The sequence below is a fragment of the Spirillospora sp. NPDC048819 genome, from assembly GCF_040650055.1.
Lineage (GTDB): Bacteria > Actinomycetota > Actinomycetes > Streptosporangiales > Streptosporangiaceae > Spirillospora.
In genome coordinates, this window is record NZ_JBEZGN010000027.1 from 1 (window position 1) to 16,196 (window position 16,196).

A 16,196-nucleotide genomic window follows, 5' to 3' on the forward strand; every position below is an offset into this window, starting at 1 on the left:
ACGGCGAGGAGCCGATCATGAGCGAGCGGACCGCACAGCAGAAGATCGCACTGGTCACCGGGGCGAACAAGGGGATCGGCCCGCCCGCCGGTGCCGCGCGGCTACGCGCGCAGGCTGCCCGGGCTTGAGGCCGCGACCCACCCGATGAGCCGGGCGGACGTCATCGGGCTGTTCACCGAGCGGGTCGCCGACAACCGGGCGGCGGTGCGGCATGTGAGCGCGGACGAGCTGGGCACCGCGGTGGCCGCCGCGCTGTGGGGGCGTGAGGCCAAGGAGATCGTCGTCCCGGCGGACGTGCCGTTCGGGTGGCTCGCGGAGCTGGACGGCGTCCGGGCGCTGGCCGACACCCCGGCGGTGGACCTCGGCACCCTCGCCGCCGTGGACGGCGTGGTCACCGGCTGCGCGGTGGCCGTCGCGCAGACCGGCACCGTCGTCCTGGACGGCGGCCGTGCGCAGGGCAGGCGGGCGCTCTCCCTCGTGCCCGCCTACCACCTGTGCGTGGTGCACGCCGACCAGATCGCGGGAACGGTCCCGGAGGCGGTCGGGCGGCTCGACCCGGCCCGCCCGCTGACGTGGATCAGCGGCCCGTCCGCCACCCACGGCATCGAGATGGTCCGGGTGGAGGGCGTCCACGGCCCCTGCCACCTGGAGGTCCTCGTCGTCGAGGACTGAACGCGCGGGCGGGTCAGCCCGCGCCGCCGATGACGAGGTCGAGGCCGGCGGTGAAGCGGGCGTCCCAGTCGACCGCGCGGTCCGCGCCGTCCTCCGCGGTGTCCCGCACCTCCAGCGCGGCGTGGCCGATCACGTAGCCGAGCAGGGTGTGCGCGGCGACCGCCGCCGTGTCCTCCGCGACGCCGCCGCGGCGCAGGACCTCGCGCAGCGACGCGACCGTGGCGGTGAGCGCGGCGGGGTTGCGGCGGGTGACGACGAGGGGCAGCACACCGGCGTGCGCGAGCAGCCGGGCCCGGTAGTCGGCGGCCCATGCGCGCAGGACGTCCCGCCATGTCCCGGCGGCCTGCGCCGCGCCGTCCGGCTGCAGGGGGGCGGACGCGACGTGCGCGACGAGGCCGTCCAGGAGCTGTTCCTTGCCGCGGGGGAGGTGGTGGTAGATCGCCATCGCCTCGACCTCCAGCGCGTCGCCGAGCCGGCGCATGGTGAGCCGGCTGAGGCCCTGGCCGTCGACGATGCGCAGCGCCGCCTCGATGATCCGCTCGGTGGACAGGGGCGCGCGGTGCTGGGCGTTGATGCTGGGCTGCCTGACCATGAGCACCGACCTTACTGTGTAAAGGGCCGAAGCCGGGTGTCCGCCGCCACGACACGCCGCAGGTCCGCGTACGCTGACCTCGACCGGATTCGAAGACCGTTGAGGGAGTACCACCATGCCGCTGGGCCGCCGGGTGAGCAAGGACGTAGCCGAACTGTACGAGGCCGACCAGCGGCTGGCCGCCGAGTACGAGGCACGGCTTGCGGCGGCCGGCGAGGCGGAGCGGGTGCTGCGGGACGCGCAGGGCGATGACGCGCCCGAACCGCGCCTGCGGGAGTTGACGGTCGCGTTCGACAAGGCGATGACGTCCGTGCTCGCCGCCGCCGAGGCGTCCGAGCGGGCCGCGATGGGGCCCAAGGTCTACTCGGCCGAGTCGCAGGACGCCAAGACGCGCCGCGCCGCGGAGATCGCCTACCGCAAGGCCAAGGCGCGCCCGGCGGTGCGGCCGTGGACCGACGAGGTCGACCGGCTGCGCACGGCGCGCGAGGCGCACCGGCTCAGCTTCCGGACCCGGCCCACCGTGATCGTCTGAGCCGTTCCCGACGGTGACGACACAGCGTCACCGGGTGGCACCGGCCACCGAACTTTGAGAGTCTGCCCTCTCGGGGGAACGCCGGGGGAGGCCCGCGCCGCACGTCGCCGGCCGCGACGGGCGCGTGGCCGCGTCCCGGCGGAGAGGGCACACGGTGCTCTGGACGCGGGGGGAAAGTCACGTGGAGCGCACGCCGCCGGACCGGCACCGCGTACTCGAGTCCTATCAGGACGGGGTGCGGGCGATCCGGGCGCTGGCGGAGAAGGCCGGCGACTGGGATGTCCCGACGCCCTGCGCCGACTGGCGGCTGATCGATCTGGCCGGGCACCTGCGGTGCGTCGCGGAGAACTTCCTGGAGTACCTCCAGGACGCGCCCGACAGCCGGCTGGCCACGCTGTTCGCGCGGGACACGGCGGCGGCGGTGCTGATCAGGCAGCAGGCGCGGCAGAACGCGGCGGAACTGGCGGTGCTGCCGCCCGAGACGGGACCGGACCGGATCATGGGGTTCGGGGTGTCGGCCGGGGCCTACGCCGACCTGATGCCGGACATGTGGGACCGGACGCATCTGATCTACCGGGGCACGAAGTACACCGTCGGCGACCACGCGGGCGCGGCCTGCGTGGAATGGCATCTGCACGCCTGGGACATGGCGCGCGCGGTGGGGGAGCGGTACCAGCCGCGCGACCCCGATCTGCTGGTCTCGGCGTGGCACTGGGGCGTCCCGCACCTGCCGCTGGCGTCGGGGGACGCGTGGGAGTCGGTGCTGCGTTCCTCGGGCCGGTCGCCGCGGTGGCCGGACCCCGCCGGGCCGGACCCCGCCGGGGGGCCCGGCCGGACGCGGGGACGGCGCGCGGGCCGGCCGGCGCAGCCGGTGCGGGGCGTCAGACGCCCGCCGGCCTCCCCGGGCGGGTCCGCAGGTAGACCAGCCAGGTGAGGGCGCCGCACACGGCGTAGAAGGCGATGAACGCGAGGTAGGCGCCGTCGCCGGTGCCGGAGGCCAGGAACGACTGCCGGAAGGCGATGTTGACCAGGACGCCGCCGAACGCGCCGACGGCGCCCGCGATGCCGATGAGCGCGCCGGCGAGCCTGCGGGCCTCGTGCTCGGCGGCGGCCGGGTCGCCGCCGGCGCGGCGCTCCGCCTTCGCCCGGAAGATCGCCGGGATCATCTTGTAGGTGGAGCCGTTGCCCACGCCGCTGAACGCGAACAGCAGGACGAACCCGGCGAGGAACAGCGGCAGCGACCCGCGCAGCGAGGCGGCCAGCACCAGGCCCGCCGAGGCGGCCATCGCGGCGAACGTCCAGAAGGTGACGGCGGCGCCGCCGAGCCGGTCGGCGAGCCACCCGCCGGCGGGACGCAGGAGTGAGCCGAGCGTGGGGCCGAGGAACGTCAGGTACGCGGCCTTGACCGGGGTGTCGAAGTCGGCCGCGAACTGCACCTGCAGGACCTGCCCGAACGCGAACCCGAACCCGATGAACGACCCGAAGGTGCCGATGTAGAGCACGGACATGATCCAGGTGTGGGCGTCCTTGCAGACGTCCCGCATGGCGTGCCGGTCGTTGCGGGCCTGGGTGAGGTTGTCCATGTAGCGGGCGGAGCCGAGGGCGGCGAGGACGATCAGCGGGATGTAGACGCCGGCGACGAGCCCGGGGCGGTCCTTGCCGGCGGTGGCGAGGACGAGGAGCCCGGCGAGCTGGACGACGGCGACGCCGAGGTTGCCGCCGCCGGCGTTGACGCCGAGGGCCCGGCCCTTGAGCCGCTGGGGGTAGAACGCGTTGATGTTGGCCATCGAGGACGCGAAGTTTCCGCCGCCGACGCCGGCGACGGCCGACAGGATCAGCAGCGTGGTGAACGAGACGCCGGGCTCGATGAGGAACGCCGCGAGGACCGCCGGGACGAGCAGCAGGGCGGTGCTGAAGATCGTCCAGTTGCGGCCGCCGAACCGGGCGACGGCGAGGGTGTAGGGGATCCGCAGCGCGGCCCCGGCCAGCGCCGGGACGGCGGTGAGGGTGAACTTGCCGGCCGCGTCGACGCCGTAGGCGGGGCCGAGGAACAGCACGAGCACCGACCACAGCGTCCACACCGAGAAGCCGATGTGCTCGGTGAGGATCGACAGGACGAGGTTGCGGCGGGCGATCCGCGCGCCGCCCGCCGCCCAGAACGCGGGGTCCTCGGGCCGCCAGTCGTCGATCCTGCGGCCCTTCGGCGGGCGGCCGCCGTCGCGGCGGGCGGCTCGGGTGGTGACGGTCATCGGGCTCTCTCCCTGGGTCGGCTCGGCGGCACGACCGTAGGAGCGCCGGGTTTCGCCGCCGTGTGAGCGGTCATACGTCGGTGAAAACTCCGCCTCACCGCGTGTCTCCGCCGGCCGTGAGGCAGGGGTGACCCGGGCCGGCCCGGGGTAGGCAGTGAAAGGCGAGGCGGCGGGGGAAACGGAGACGGAACGATGGCGACCTGCGAGGTCTGCGGCAACGACTACGACATGGCGTTCGAAGTGCACGCGCAGGGCGCGGTGCACACGTTCGACTCGTTCGAGTGCGCGATCACCCGGATGGCGCCGGTGTGCGAGAACTGCCAGTGCCGCATCATGGGGCACGGCATCGACGTGGACGGCCACTTCTACTGCTGCGCGCACTGCGCCCGCTCCGCCGACCCCGAGCGCGGTCGGCAGGCCAAGGACGCCGTGCTCGCCTAGGCACGGCCCGGCGGGCGGGGCGACCCGGACCGCGCGGCGGCTCAGCCGGGCGGCTCAGGCGGGCGGGGTGCCGAACTGCTGCTCGCGGCCGTCTTCGAGGTAGACGGCGCGGCCCGCGGCCATGGCCCGCAGGCTGGGGTCCATCCGGCGTGCCACGTGCGGCGGCGCCAGTTCGGGGATCTTCTCCGGCGCCACGAGGATGTGGTCGGACAGTTCCTCGGGGGGCAGCCGGATCGCGGCGATCTCCGCGCCGGTGATGGCGCCTCCGAAGACGAACACGTTGACGGAGTCGACGCCGTCGTCGCGGGGTGAACCCCAGTCGACGCAGGCGAGGCCGTGCAGGCGGGGGACGAGGCCGAGTTCCTCCTCGCATTCGCGCACGCAGGCCGACAGGGGGGACTCGTCGGTCTCGATGACCCCGCCGGGCAGGTACCAGCCCTCGCTGTAGGTGGGCTTGACCAGCAGGACCCGCCCGAGATCGTCCAGGAGGAGCGCCGCCGCGGCGCCGCGGGAGCGCGGCAGTGAGGCGTAGTAAGCAAGGTCGGGCATGTACCGAGGTTAGGTGTGATCATCGCGCGGTGGTCCGGGCCGTACGGCGGCGGGGCCGCATCCGTCCGCGCGACCGCCGTGCCGCCATGAATCCGTTCGATAACCGGGTAATTGATGACGAAAGGGCCATGACTGGGATCAACAACGCTTGACCCGCGATCGTCAAGGCCGCCGGCGCGGGGCGGCCGCGGGACCCGCGGGCCGTCCTGCCTGCGCGAACGCGGGGAGTGAACGCCATTTAACGCCGGAGTCACACCGGGGAATCGCCGCCGAAACGGCGCCCGCCGATTCTCGGTGCATGATCGGGACTCCTGCGCACTGTCCGTACTGCGCCCTGCAATGCGGCATGACCCTCAGCCGGGACGGCGCGGCCGCGGGCCCCGGCACGGGGGCGGGCGGCGGCGCGGTGCGGGTGACGCCGCGCGACGACGTGCCCGCCAACCGCGGCGGGCTGTGCCAGAAGGGCTGGACGGCCGCGGAGCTGCTCACCGTTCCGGACCGCCTGACCACGCCGATGATGCGCCGCGACCGGGGCGCGCCGCTGGAGCCCTGCACCTGGGACGAGGCGCTCGACCGCGTCGCCGCGGAGGCGGGGCGGCTCCGGGCGCTGCACGGGCCGGACGCCGTCGCGGTGTTCGGCGGCGGCGGGCTGACGAACGAGAAGGCGTACCAGCTCGGCAAGTTCGCCCGGGTCGCGCTCGGCACGTCGCAGATCGACTACAACGGGCGGTTCTGCATGGCCTCGGCCGCGGCGGCGTCCGGCCGGGCGTTCGGGATGGACCGCGGGCTGCCCGGCCCGGTCACGGACCTGGCGGCGTCCGGGGCCGTGCTGCTCGCCGGCGGGAACCCGGCCGAGACGATGCCGCCGTTCATGCGGCACCTGACCGAGATGCGCGACGGCGGCGGCGCCCTCATCGTCGTGGACCCGCGCCGCACCGCCACGGCCCGCCAGGCGGACCTGCACCTTCAGCCGACGCCCGGGACCGACATCGCCCTCGCCAACGGGCTGCTGCACCTGCTGATCGCCGAGGGACTGGCCGACGAGGACTACATCGCCGCCCGGACCGCCGGGTTCGGCGCCGTCCGGACGGTCGTGAACGCCTACTGGCCGGACCGGGTGGAGCGGATCACCGGCGTGCCCGTCCCGCGGATGCGGGAGGCCGTCCGGCTGCTGGCCCGCGCCGGGCGCGCGCACGTCCTCACCGGGCGGGGCGCCGAGCAGCACGCCCGCGGCACCGACATGGTGAGCGCGTTCATCAACCTGGCGCTCGCGCTCGGGCTGCCGGGCCGCGCGGGCTCGGGCTACGGGTGCCTGACCGGGCAGGGCAACGGGCAGGGCGGACGCGAGCACGGGCAGAAGGCCGACCAGCTCCCCGGCTACCGCAGGATCGACGACCCGGCGGCCCGCGCGCACGTCGCCGGGGTGTGGGGCGTGGACCCGGAGACGCTGCCGGGGCCCGGACGTTCGGCGTACGAGCTGCTGTCGGCGCTCGGCACCCCCGGCGGGCCGAAGGCGCTGCTGGTGTTCGGGTCGAACCCGGTGGTGTCGGCGCCCCGCGCCTCGGCCGTGGAGGAGCGGCTCGGTGCCCTCGACCTGCTGGTGGTGGCCGACTTCGTGCCCTCGGAGACCGGGCGGCGCGCCGACGTGCTGCTGCCCGCGGCGCAGTGGGCCGAGGAGTCCGGGACGATGACGAACCTGGAGGGCCGGGTGCTGCGCCGGCGCCGGGCCGTCGCGCCGCCGGACGGCGTCCGCACCGACCTGGAGATCATCGGCGCGCTCGCCGGGCGGCTCAAGGCGCCGGGGGAGTGGAGCACCGACCCGGAGGAGGTGTTCGGGGAGCTGCGCCGCGCCGGGGCGGGCGGGATCGCCGACTACTCCGGCATCACCTACGAGCGGATCGAGGCGGAGGGCGGGGTGTTCTGGCCCTGCCCGTCGCGGGACCACCCCGGCACCCCGAGGCCCTACCTCGACCGGTTCCCGACCCCCGACGGGCGGGCCCGGTTCGTCCCGTCCGAGCATCACGGTCCCGACGAGGACGTGGACGGCGGCTACCCCGTCTACCTGATCACGGGCCGCGTCCTCGCGCAGTACCAGTCGGGTGCCCAGACCAGGCGGGTCGCGGCGCTGGCCGAGGCCGCGCCCGGGCCGTTCGTCGAGCTGCATCCCGACCTCGCGGAACGGCTCGGCATCGAGGACGGCTGCGAGGTGCGGGTGCGCAGCCGCCGCGGCGAGGCGACCGTCCGGGCGCGGCTCACCGACGCCATCCGCCCCGACACCGTCTTCGTCCCGTTCCACTGGGCCGGGGAGGGCCGCGCGAACCTGCTCACCAACCCGGCCCTCGACCCGGTGTCGCGGATGCCGGAGTTCAAGGTCTGCGCCGTCCGCCTCGAACCGGCCGCGCCGCCCGAGGGCGTGAGCGCCTTTTAACACGCCGGTGACAAAGGGGACCCAACCGCGAAACGGCCCCTGCCGAGGATCGGTGCATGAACGTCGGGGCCGCGTGGACGCGGATGTCACGCGCGGACGGCAGCGACCCCGGCGACACGTTCCCGCCAGGAGGTTGCCGCGCATGACCACGACACCCGAAGCGACGATCACCAGAGGCCCGGCGGCACGGCCCGCGGCACGGCCCGGCGCGGCCCGCTGGTTCGACATCTGCTCCTACGCCGACCTGACTCCCGAGCGCGGCGCCTGCGCCATGCTCGACGGGACGCAGGTGGCCGTCTTCCGGGTCTTCGACGGCGCCCTGTACGCGCTGTCGAACCTCGACCCGTTCAGCGGCGCCTACGTGCTGTCGCGGGGGATCCTCGGCACCCGGGACGGCACCCCGACGGTGGCGTCCCCCATGTACAAGCAGGTGTTCGACCTGCGGACCGGGGCGTGCCTGGACGATCCCCGGGTGGCGCTGCCGGCGTTCCCGGTCCGCCGCGCCGGCGACCGGGTGGAGGTGGCCCTCCCCGATGAGCGACGGCAGTGAGCCGCTGGCCGGGTTCGCCGTCGGCGTGACCGCGGCCCGCCGCCACGAGGAGCTCGCGACGCTCCTGGAACGGCGCGGGGCCCGGGTCGTTCTCGCCCCGGCCATCCGGCTGGTCCCGCTCGCCGACGACGCCGAGCTGCTGGAGGCCACCCGGGCGTGCGCCGGGGGCCGCGTCGACCACGTCGTCGTCACCACCGGGATCGGGTTCCGGGCCTGGCTGGAGGCCGCCGACGGCTGGGGGATGCGGGACGCCCTCATCGCCCGGCTGGCCGCTAGCGCCATCGTGGCGCGCGGCCCGAAGGCGCGCGGCGCGATCCGTTCGGCGGGCCTGCGGGAGCGCTGGTCGCCGGAGTCGGAGGAGTGCGCGGAGGTGACCCGGCATCTGCTGGCGGAGGACCTCGCCGGGGCGCGGGTGGCCGTCCAGCTGTACGGGGAGCGGCAGCCGGAGCTGACCGGGGCGCTGCGCGCCGCGGGCGCCGAGGTGATCGAGATCCCGGTGTACCGGTGGTCGCGGACCGAGGACTCCACGCCGCTGCGCCGGCTCGTCGGCCAGGCCGTCGCCGGCACGGTCGACGCGGTCACGTTCACCAGCGCGCCGGCGGTGGCCGCGACGCTGGCCGTCGCCGCCGAGGACGGGCTGGAGGAGGCGCTGCTGGAGGCCATGCGCGGCCAGGTGGTGGCGGCGTGCGTCGGGCCGGTCACCGCGCGGGCGCTCACCGGACGCGGCGTCCCGACCGTCCAGCCGGAGCGGGCCAGGCTCGGCGCGCTCGTGCGGGCCCTGGTGACGGACCTGCCGAGGCGCCGGTCGCGGCGGCTGTCGGTGCACGGCTTCTCACTGGAGCTGCGCGGGCACGCCGTCGTCCTGGACGGGCAGCTGCGTCCGATCGCGCCGGCGCCGATGGCGATCCTGCGGGCGCTCGCCCGGCGCCCCGGGCACGTGGTGTCGAGGGCGGAGCTGTCCGGCGTCCTGCCGAGCCGTCTCGTCGCGGGAGGCGCCGGGGCCAGGGAAGGGTGGACGCGGGAGGCACGGCCGCGGGAGGCGCGGCCGCAGGCCGACGAGCACGCGGTGGAGATGGCGGTCGCGCGGCTGCGGCGCGGTCTCGGCCGCCCCGGAATCGTGGAGACCGTCGTGAAACGCGGCTACCGGCTGGCGTGCGACCCGCGGCTCACCGACCGGCTCCGGGCGGGCGCGGGCGGCTGACACCGGCTGGCCGCCCGACCGGCTGGACACCGTTCTCCCGCCGCGCCGTCCGGACACCGTGGTCCCGGCGCGGCGGGGTCCGCCGACGTGCCGGCGGCGGCCCATCGGAGGCGGGCGGCTCCCTCCCTGGCGTCCGGCCGTGGAGCCTCCGCGAAAACCTGTTGGCGGACCACGGCGACCACTGCTACTTTCCGGAGGCCGTGCCAGAGAACGAGGAGGAGGTGGTACCCGTGAACGCAGTATCGACATGGGTGCTCCCCTCTGGGGTCACGGTCGGGCGATAGGTCGTCCGGGAGCGCCGTTCAAAGGCACTCCCGAAAGGCACGACCATGCGATTCACTTCTGAACGGCGCCTCGACGACGGCGTCCTCGAACGCGAATTCACCCTCGGCGAGATCCCCGGCACCCTGTGGACGCCCGCATCCGCGTCGGCGCCGCTCATCCTGGTCGGCCACCCCGGCGGACTGCGCAGAATGCACCCGCGACTGGCGGCCCGGGCCCGGCACTACGCGGCGGAGTACGGCTTCGCCGCGGCCGCCGTCGAGCTGCCCGGGAGCGGCGACCGGCCCCGTATCGCCGCCGCCGAGCAGGCCCGCGCCGACCTCCGCCGGGCGGTGGAGGCCGGCGAGCCGGTCGACGAGATCGTCGACCGGCTCGTCCTCCCGCTGGTCGAACGGGCGGTCCCGGAATGGCGGGCGACCCTGGACGCCCTCCTTCCGCTGCCCGGGATCGGCGGGCCGGTCGGGTACGAGGGCGGGGTGACCGCCATCGGCGTCCGGCTGGCGCTGGTCGAGCCGCGCATCTCGGCCGCCCTGCTGTTCGCCGGGACCTTCGTGCCCGGCGCCCTGTTCGAGGAGGCCCGCCGAGTCACCATTCCGCTGCAGGTCCTGCTGCAGTGGGACGACGAGGGGATCGACCGGCAGCGGGCCCTGGACCTGTACGACGCCTTCGGCTCCAAGGAGAAGACGCTGCACGCCAACCTCGGCGGCCACACCGGCGTCCCGTCGTTCGAGATCGACGCCGGGGCCCGGTTCTTCGCCCGGCACCTGAGCCGGCCGCCGGTCTGCGACTCTTGAAGGCATGGCGAGCCGCGGACGGGCCGCCCGGCGAGGAGGGGATCACCATGACGATTCGGCGGATGGACAACATCCTGATCGTCGTCGCCGATCTTGAGGCGGCCGTCGCGTTCTTCGCCGAACTCGGTATGGAGGTGGAGGGCAGGACGCAGGTCGAGGGAGGCGATGTCGACCGCGTCGTCGGGCTCGACGGCGTCCGCGCGGACATCGTCATGATGCGGACCCCGGACGGCCACGGGCGGGTCGAGCTGACGAGGTACCACGCGCCGCCGGCGATCAGCAGCGAGCCGCAGAACGCACCGGCGAACACGCTGGGCATACGCCGCATCATGTTCGCCGTCGAAGGCATCGACGACGTCATCGCCCGCCTGCGCGCTCACGGCGCCGAACTCGTCGGCGAGGTCGCGCGGTACGGGGACGCCTACCGGCTCTGCTTCGTCCGCGGCCCCGAGGGGATCATCATCGGACTGGCCGAGGAACTCGGCTGACGGCACAGTGGATCAGCGTCCGGCGAAGCGGTCGTCGTGGTGGGCGAGGATCCGCAGGATCATCTCCTTGAACAGCCGCCGCTCGTCCGGTGACAGGGGCTCGAACAGCATCTCGTTGAGGCGCAGGCGGGCGTCCAGGCACTCGCTGAGGAACACCCGGCCGTCCTCGGTGATCTCCAGTGCGTACCGGCGCCGGTCCCCGGGGTCGCGGCGCCGCTCGACGTGGCCGGCCTCCTCCAGCGCGTCCACGATGCCGACCAGGTCGCCGGCGTCCATGCTGAGGCGCCCGGCGACCTCCCGCTGCGACAGCGGCCCGAACCGGCCGACGCACCACAGGACGAGCAGGTGCGGCCACCGCGGCTGGCCGGGGAACTTGCGCGCCGCGGTGCGGCGGACGAGCCGCACCATCTCGAACATCAGGTAGCTGGGCGAGTCGTACAGCGGGTCGGGCCGATCCTCCACGTCCCACTCCCTGGGCTTGCTTGGCGGAGCCAATCTCTCTTGACGTGAGAGATAGGGTACTCCTACCGTTGGATAGCCCAAAATATGGGTCTGTTCCGATGCGGAAGGAGGCCCGATGCCGGACGGGGACCCGGCCGTCGAGGTCGACGGCCTGACCAGACGGTTCGGCGACGTGGAGGCGGTGCGGGGGATCGAGTTCACGGTGCGGCCGGGGGAGATCTTCGGGTTCCTCGGCCCGAACGGCGCGGGCAAGTCCACCACGATCAACATGCTCTGCACGCTGCTGAAGCCCAGCGGCGGCCGCGCCCTGGTGGCCGGCCACGACGTGGTGCGCGAGCGTGACAGCGTGCGCCGCAACATCGGGCTGGTGTTCCAGGACCCGACGCTCGACGGCTACCTGTCGGGGGAGCAGAACCTGCGTTTCCACGCCGAGCTGTACGGGGTGCCGCGGTCGGTCGTGGGCGAGCGCATGCGGCAGGTGCTGGAGATGGTCGGGCTGTGGGACCGGCGCGGCGACCTGGTGCAGACCTACTCCGGCGGCATGAAGCGCCGCCTGGAGATCGCCCGGGGGCTGCTGCACTCGCCGCGGGTGCTGTTCCTGGACGAGCCGACCGTCGGCCTCGACCCGCAGACCCGGTCGTCGATCTGGGACTACATCCGGCAGCTCAAGGAGGCCGAGGAGATCACGATCTTCATGACGACGCACTACATGGACGAGGCGGAGTACTGCGACCGCATCGCGATCATGGACTCGGGGACGATCGTCGCGCTGGACACCCCCGAGGCGCTCAAGGCCGGCGTCGGCGAGGACCGGGTCCGCATCCAGACCGCCGACGACGAGGCCGCGATCGCCGCGATCAAGGAGCGGTTCGACCTTGAGGCGGTCATGTCCGAGGGCGCCGTGACGTTCCGGGTGGCCGCCGGCGAGGCGTTCGTGCCGCGGCTGTTCGCCGGGCTGGGCGTGCCGATCCGGTCGGTGAGCGTGTCCCGGCCGTCCCTGGACGATGTGTTCATGTCCTTCACCGGATCGACGATCCGCGACGCCGAGGCCGGGGCGAGCGACCGCAACCGGATGACGATGCGCGCGATGAGGAGATGACGATGGCGGGTTCCACCAGGGCGGCCGGCCCGGTCGCCGACGTCGTCCGCGTCCGGGTGCCCGAGCCGGGCCTCCGGCAGGACGTGCGCGCGGTGAAGATCGTCCTGCACCGGGAGCTGCTGCGGTTCTGGCGCGACAAGCTGCGGATGGTCTCGGGCCTGGTGCAGCCGGTGCTGTGGCTGCTGGTCATGGGCACCGGCCTGTCCAACCTGATGGCCAGCGGGGGAGCCGACGGCGACATCGACCTGAAGACGTTCCTGTTCCCGGGCGTGTGCGCGATGTCGGTGATGTTCACGGCGATGTTCTCCGCCGGGTCGATCGTGTGGGACCGCGAGTTCGGGTTCCTGCGCGAGATGCTCGTCGCCCCCGTCAGCCGCAGCGCCATCGTGATCGGCAAGTGCATCGGCGGCGCGCTTGTGGCGACGCTGCAGGGCGCGGTGATCGTGGCGCTGGCGGGCCTGGCCGGGGTCCCCTACGACCCGCTGCTGCTGGCCGAGCTGATGGGCCTGATGTTCCTCGGGGCGTTCGCGCTGACCGGCTTCGGCGTGATGATGGCCGCCCGGATCAAGCAGATGCAGTCGTTCTTCGCCCTCATGCAGATGGCGATGATGCCGATGATGTTCCTGTCGGGCGCCCTGTACCCGCTGAACGGCTTGCCGACGTGGCTGAGCGTCCTCACCCGGCTGAACCCGCTCACCTACGCCGTCGACCCGATGCGCCAGGCGGTGTTCTCCCGCCTGGACCTGTCGCCCGCGCTCCAGCGGACGTTCAACCCGGGCGTCACCTGGAACGGCTGGGTCGTCCCGGTCTGGCTGGAGCTCGTCATCGTCGTGGGCATGGGCGTCGGCCTGATGGGCGTGGCGATCCTGGAGTTCCGCCACTCCGACTGAACTCGTGAACTCCCGAACGCCTGAACACCCGAAACACCGGGGCCCGCCGGACCATGGTCGGTCCGGCGGGCCCCGGTGTGCCTGCGGCGGGACAGGCGGCCTTCAGGTCAGACGGCGAAGTCCAGCAGCGGGCGGGCGTTGCTAGGGTGCCGCAGCTTCGACAGCGACTCCTTCTCCAGCTGGCGGATCCGCTCGCGGGTCAGCCCGAGGGCCTTGCCGATCTCGTCGAGGGTGCGGGGCGTCCCGTCGTACAGCCCGAACCGCATCGCCATGATCTTGGCCTCGCGGGGGGACAGGATGTCGAGGGTGCGGCGCAGCTGGTCGGCCATCAGCTGCCGGTCGACCAGCTCGGACGCCTCGGGGCTGTCGGTGTCCTCGATGAGGTCGCCGATGCGGGTCTCGCCGTCCTCGCCGATGGTGGAGTCCAGGCTGATCGGCTGGCGGCTGGTGCGCAGCAGCTCGCGGATCTGCTCGGGGCTCTTGTCCAGCTCGACGGCCAGTTCCTCCGGGGTGGGCTCGCGGCCCAGCCGCTGGTGCATGTCGCGCTCGATGCGGCTGAGCTTGCTCAGCATCTCCAGGACGTGGACGGGCAGCCGGATCGTGCGGGCCGAGTCGGCGAAGCCGCGCTGAATGGCCTGCCGGATCCACCACATCGCGTACGTGGAGAACTTGTAGCCCTTGGAGTAGTCGAACTTCTCGACCGCGCGGATCAGGCCGAGGTTGCCCTCCTGGACGACGTCCAGCAGCGACAGGCCGCGGTCGGAGTACTTCTTGGCGACCGACACCACGAGCCGGAGGTTGGCCTCCAGCATGTGGGCCTTGGCGCGGCGGCCGTCGGCGGCGACCCATTCCAGGTCGGCGCGCAGCCGGGGGGCGAGGTCCTCGGTCTCCAGCTTGTGCTCGGCGTACAGGCCGGCCTCGATGCGCTTGGCGAGGTCGACCTCCTGCTCGGCGGTGAGCAGCTGGCGGCGGCCGATGGCCTTGAGGTAGGTGTGGACCGAGTCGCCCATGGTGGTCGACTGGTCGTCCAGGTCGGCGGGCTCGTCGGCCTCGACCTCGGTGACCTCGAACCCCTCGTCGGGGGCGGCCTCCGTGGCGGCGTCCTTGCCGGGGCCCTTCCCGGCGGTCTTGGCGGACGCGCCGGCGGCCTTCTTGCGGGGGGCGCGCTTCGCGGTGCCGGACGTCGCCTGTGCGGCGTCCGCTCCGTGGTGGTCGGCGACCGCGGCCATCTTGCGGACCGCGTCGGACTCACCGGCCAGGCTGATGCCGGCCTCGGAGAGCTCGCGCAGGATGGAACGGCCCTGGGCCGGGCTGATGCCGGCGGTCTCGAAGGCCCCCCTCACCTCGTCGAGCGAGAGGCGCCCTTGGGCGCGGCCACGCTGGAGGAGGTCGTCGAGCGCGGGGCCCGCCGACTCCGTGAGCGGGGTCTCGACGGCGCTTCGCGGCATGGGGAACCCCTCTCCCTTCGGTGTGTGAGCGCGGCGCGGATCTTTTGTTCGCTGGTGGCGCACGCACTTAACGGAACGTCGCACGGGCGGGCCATTGTTCCCGGAGCCCAGCCCCCGGCGGTCCGCGGGGGATCGTGGAGGGGCGATCCAGAGGGTCGTGGTGCCCGGGAAAGGGGCGTTTCACACGGGCGAACGCGATCTAAACCTACCTTACTATGTAAAGGTCGTGGGCCGTGGCAACGTGACTAAGGCCACCGGGCATCAGGACGCGGGCGAGCGGAGGCGCGCCCGGTCGGGTTTCCCGGACGCCAGCAACGGGATGGCCTCGACCAGCTCCAGCTCGCGCGGCGCCGCGTATCCGGGCATCGTCTCGCGCAGGAAGGCGCGCAGTTCCGTCAGCTCCGGTGCGCCGGGAGCGCCCGGAGCGGGGACGACGACGGCGGTGACCCGCTCGCCCCACTCGGGATCGGGACGCCCGACCACCACGACGTCGCGGATCTTGGGGTGGTGCGACAGCGCGGCGGCGACCTCGCCGGCGACGACCTTCTCGCCGCCGGTGTTGATCACGTCGTCGAGCCGGCCGCGGACGCGGAGCAGGCCGTCCTCCATGGCGCCGAGGTCCTGGGTGACGAACCATTCGCCGTCCCTGACCTCGGCGGTGTCGCGGGGCCGCAGCCGGTAGCCGGTGAACAGGGACGGGCCCGCGAGCCGGATCCGCCCGTCGTCCCCGACGGCGGCGCGCATGCCGGGCAGGGGCGTCCCGTCGTAGACGCAGCCGCCGCAGGTCTCGCTCATCCCGTAGGTGGTGAAGACGCGGGCGCCGCGGCCGCGGGCCTCGGCGAGCAGGCCGGGCGCGGCGGCGGCGCCGCCGAGGACGATCGCGCCGAGCCGCGACAGGTCGGTGCCGGCGTCCAGCAGGCGGCGCAGCTGGGTCGGCACGAGCGAGACGTGCGCGCCCTCCGCCGCGGCCACGGCGGCGGGGTCGAACCGGGGCGTGATGATCGGGTCGGTGCCGGCGGCGAGGGAGCGGACCAGGACCTGGACGCCGGAGATGTGGCTGGTGGGCACGCAGCACAGCCACCGGTCGCCCGGCGCGGCGCCGATGCGGTCGAGGGTCCCGGCGGCGGAGTGGTGCAGCGCGGCGGCCCCCAGCTCGACGAACTTGGGGGCGCCGGTGGAGCCGGACGTGGCGATCAGCACGGCGGTGCCGTCGGCGACGGGGGTGTGGCCGGTGCGCGGGGTGTGCGGGGCGAGCCCGTCCGGCGTCTCCACCGCGTCGGGGGCCAGGGCGTCCAGGAGGTGGCGCAGTGCGGGCCGGGGCAGATCGGGGGACACGGGGCAGATCGCCGGGCCGCCGTCGAGTGCTTCGGCCAGGGCCCGCAGCAGGCGGGGGCCGGGCGGCAGGAGGGCGGCGTGCAGAGGGCGGTCCATGATCCCATCAGGGTAGACGACCCCGCTGAACGTGTTCGAATCCATAGCGGGTTGAATGGGGACGACCGCCGCGACCCCGGCCGGCGCG

The 16,196-nt window shown here is 73.9% G+C and carries 17 protein-coding genes; 11 read left to right on the top strand and 6 right to left on the bottom strand.

The window, feature by feature from the left end:
- The first annotated feature begins 144 nt into the window (after positions 1-144).
- On the top strand, positions 145-672 hold the full coding sequence (locus AB0C35_RS29900; RefSeq protein WP_358462905.1) for an LUD domain-containing protein: 528 nt from the start codon (positions 145-147) through the stop codon (positions 670-672).
- A 13-nt stretch (positions 673-685) separates the two neighbouring features.
- On the opposite strand, the gene AB0C35_RS29905 is transcribed toward AB0C35_RS29900, so the two are convergent.
- Positions 686-1,264: a TetR/AcrR family transcriptional regulator C-terminal domain-containing protein gene (locus AB0C35_RS29905; RefSeq protein WP_358462908.1), complete on the bottom strand. Its 579-nt coding sequence runs from the start codon at positions 1,262-1,264 to the stop codon at positions 686-688.
- A 115-nt stretch (positions 1,265-1,379) separates the two neighbouring features.
- On the opposite strand from AB0C35_RS29905, the gene AB0C35_RS29910 reads away from it, so the two are divergent.
- Both AB0C35_RS29910 and AB0C35_RS29915 read left to right on the top strand, forming a co-directional pair.
- Positions 1,380-1,796: a plectin gene (locus AB0C35_RS29910; protein ID WP_358462911.1), complete on the top strand. Its 417-nt coding sequence runs from the start codon at positions 1,380-1,382 to the stop codon at positions 1,794-1,796.
- A 181-nt stretch (positions 1,797-1,977) separates the two neighbouring features.
- The gene (locus AB0C35_RS29915) at positions 1,978-2,730 is read left to right on the top strand and encodes a maleylpyruvate isomerase N-terminal domain-containing protein (RefSeq protein ID WP_358462914.1); all 753 of its coding nucleotides are present in this window, start codon (positions 1,978-1,980) and stop codon (positions 2,728-2,730) included.
- Here the strand turns inward: AB0C35_RS29915 and AB0C35_RS29920 are convergent.
- Entirely contained in the window at positions 2,678-4,045 is a 1,368-nt protein-coding gene (locus tag AB0C35_RS29920; RefSeq protein WP_358462917.1) for a nitrate/nitrite transporter, read from the bottom strand. The two genes, AB0C35_RS29915 and AB0C35_RS29920, sit on opposite strands and share 53 nt — an antisense overlap.
- A 192-nt stretch (positions 4,046-4,237) precedes the next feature.
- On the opposite strand from AB0C35_RS29920, the gene AB0C35_RS29925 reads away from it, so the two are divergent.
- Positions 4,238-4,486, top strand: a complete 249-nt coding sequence (locus tag AB0C35_RS29925; RefSeq protein ID WP_358462920.1) for a hypothetical protein — start codon at positions 4,238-4,240, stop codon at positions 4,484-4,486.
- Positions 4,487-4,540: 54 nt separating this feature from the next.
- On the opposite strand, the gene AB0C35_RS29930 is transcribed toward AB0C35_RS29925, so the two are convergent.
- Entirely contained in the window at positions 4,541-5,035 is a 495-nt protein-coding gene (locus AB0C35_RS29930; protein WP_358462923.1) for an NUDIX hydrolase, read from the bottom strand.
- A gap of 298 nt (positions 5,036-5,333) precedes the next feature.
- On the opposite strand from AB0C35_RS29930, the gene AB0C35_RS29935 reads away from it, so the two are divergent.
- The 5 genes from AB0C35_RS29935 (at position 5,334) to AB0C35_RS29955 (ending at position 10,778) form a co-directional block, all read left to right on the top strand.
- Positions 5,334-7,463: a molybdopterin-dependent oxidoreductase gene (locus AB0C35_RS29935; RefSeq protein ID WP_358462926.1), complete on the top strand. Its 2,130-nt coding sequence runs from the start codon at positions 5,334-5,336 to the stop codon at positions 7,461-7,463.
- Positions 7,464-7,605: 142 nt separating this feature from the next.
- A complete protein-coding gene (gene nirD, locus AB0C35_RS29940) occupies positions 7,606-8,013 on the top strand; it encodes a nitrite reductase small subunit NirD (protein ID WP_358462929.1) in 408 nt (135 codons plus the stop codon).
- Complete coding sequence (locus AB0C35_RS29945; RefSeq protein ID WP_358462932.1) at positions 7,997-9,214, top strand: uroporphyrinogen-III synthase; 1,218 nt, start codon at positions 7,997-7,999, stop codon at positions 9,212-9,214. Before nirD ends, AB0C35_RS29945 begins: the two co-directional genes overlap by 17 nt.
- A gap of 329 nt (positions 9,215-9,543) precedes the next feature.
- The gene (locus AB0C35_RS29950; protein ID WP_358462934.1) at positions 9,544-10,290 is read left to right on the top strand and encodes an alpha/beta hydrolase; all 747 of its coding nucleotides are present in this window, start codon (positions 9,544-9,546) and stop codon (positions 10,288-10,290) included.
- 62 nt (positions 10,291-10,352) lie between these two features.
- Positions 10,353-10,778 carry a VOC family protein gene (locus AB0C35_RS29955; RefSeq protein ID WP_358463314.1) on the top strand — a complete coding sequence of 142 codons (426 nt, stop codon included), beginning with the start codon at positions 10,353-10,355 and terminating at the stop codon, positions 10,776-10,778.
- A gap of 12 nt (positions 10,779-10,790) precedes the next feature.
- Here the strand turns inward: AB0C35_RS29955 and AB0C35_RS29960 are convergent, their stop codons facing one another.
- Positions 10,791-11,240 (bottom strand): MarR family transcriptional regulator, encoded by a 450-nt coding sequence (locus AB0C35_RS29960; protein ID WP_358462937.1) that lies wholly within the window; start codon positions 11,238-11,240, stop codon positions 10,791-10,793.
- 115 nt (positions 11,241-11,355) lie between these two features.
- On the opposite strand from AB0C35_RS29960, the gene AB0C35_RS29965 reads away from it, so the two are divergent.
- A complete protein-coding gene (locus AB0C35_RS29965; RefSeq protein ID WP_358462940.1) occupies positions 11,356-12,339 on the top strand; it encodes an ATP-binding cassette domain-containing protein in 984 nt (327 codons plus the stop codon).
- 2 nt (positions 12,340-12,341) lie between these two features.
- On the top strand, positions 12,342-13,229 hold the full coding sequence (locus AB0C35_RS29970; RefSeq protein WP_358462943.1) for an ABC transporter permease: 888 nt from the start codon (positions 12,342-12,344) through the stop codon (positions 13,227-13,229).
- Positions 13,230-13,336: 107 nt separating this feature from the next.
- Here AB0C35_RS29970 and AB0C35_RS29975 read toward each other — a convergent pair whose 3' ends face one another.
- Together AB0C35_RS29975 and AB0C35_RS29980 are read right to left on the bottom strand one after the other, a co-directional pair.
- Positions 13,337-14,677, bottom strand: a complete 1,341-nt coding sequence (locus AB0C35_RS29975; protein ID WP_358462946.1) for an RNA polymerase sigma factor — start codon at positions 14,675-14,677, stop codon at positions 13,337-13,339.
- Positions 14,678-14,938: 261 nt separating this feature from the next.
- On the bottom strand, positions 14,939-16,108 hold the full coding sequence (locus AB0C35_RS29980; protein ID WP_358462949.1) for an AMP-binding protein: 1,170 nt from the start codon (positions 16,106-16,108) through the stop codon (positions 14,939-14,941).
- Positions 16,109-16,196 lie beyond the last annotated feature (88 nt).

What these genes read in the sequence shown, in the direction of transcription:
- AB0C35_RS29905 (WP_358462908.1), bottom strand. Translation starts at nt 1,264, where the DNA reads ATGGTCAGGCAGCCCAGCATCAACGCCCAGCACCGCGCGCCCCTGTCC.
- AB0C35_RS29935 (WP_358462926.1), top strand. Translation starts at nt 5,334, where the DNA reads ATGATCGGGACTCCTGCGCACTGTCCGTACTGCGCCCTGCAATGCGGC.
- AB0C35_RS29900 (WP_358462905.1), top strand. Translation starts at nt 145, where the DNA reads ATGAGCCGGGCGGACGTCATCGGGCTGTTCACCGAGCGGGTCGCCGAC.
- AB0C35_RS29970 (WP_358462943.1), top strand. Translation starts at nt 12,342, where the DNA reads ATGGCGGGTTCCACCAGGGCGGCCGGCCCGGTCGCCGACGTCGTCCGC.
- AB0C35_RS29955 (WP_358463314.1), top strand. Translation starts at nt 10,353, where the DNA reads ATGGACAACATCCTGATCGTCGTCGCCGATCTTGAGGCGGCCGTCGCG.
- AB0C35_RS29925 (WP_358462920.1), top strand. Translation starts at nt 4,238, where the DNA reads ATGGCGACCTGCGAGGTCTGCGGCAACGACTACGACATGGCGTTCGAA.
- AB0C35_RS29950 (WP_358462934.1), top strand. Translation starts at nt 9,544, where the DNA reads ATGCGATTCACTTCTGAACGGCGCCTCGACGACGGCGTCCTCGAACGC.
- AB0C35_RS29965 (WP_358462940.1), top strand. Translation starts at nt 11,356, where the DNA reads ATGCCGGACGGGGACCCGGCCGTCGAGGTCGACGGCCTGACCAGACGG.
- AB0C35_RS29980 (WP_358462949.1), bottom strand. Translation starts at nt 16,108, where the DNA reads ATGGACCGCCCTCTGCACGCCGCCCTCCTGCCGCCCGGCCCCCGCCTG.
- AB0C35_RS29920 (WP_358462917.1), bottom strand. Translation starts at nt 4,045, where the DNA reads ATGACCGTCACCACCCGAGCCGCCCGCCGCGACGGCGGCCGCCCGCCG.
- AB0C35_RS29910 (WP_358462911.1), top strand. Translation starts at nt 1,380, where the DNA reads ATGCCGCTGGGCCGCCGGGTGAGCAAGGACGTAGCCGAACTGTACGAG.
- AB0C35_RS29945 (WP_358462932.1), top strand. Translation starts at nt 7,997, where the DNA reads ATGAGCGACGGCAGTGAGCCGCTGGCCGGGTTCGCCGTCGGCGTGACC.
- nirD (WP_358462929.1), top strand. Translation starts at nt 7,606, where the DNA reads ATGACCACGACACCCGAAGCGACGATCACCAGAGGCCCGGCGGCACGG.
- AB0C35_RS29975 (WP_358462946.1), bottom strand. Translation starts at nt 14,677, where the DNA reads ATGCCGCGAAGCGCCGTCGAGACCCCGCTCACGGAGTCGGCGGGCCCC.
- AB0C35_RS29930 (WP_358462923.1), bottom strand. Translation starts at nt 5,035, where the DNA reads ATGCCCGACCTTGCTTACTACGCCTCACTGCCGCGCTCCCGCGGCGCC.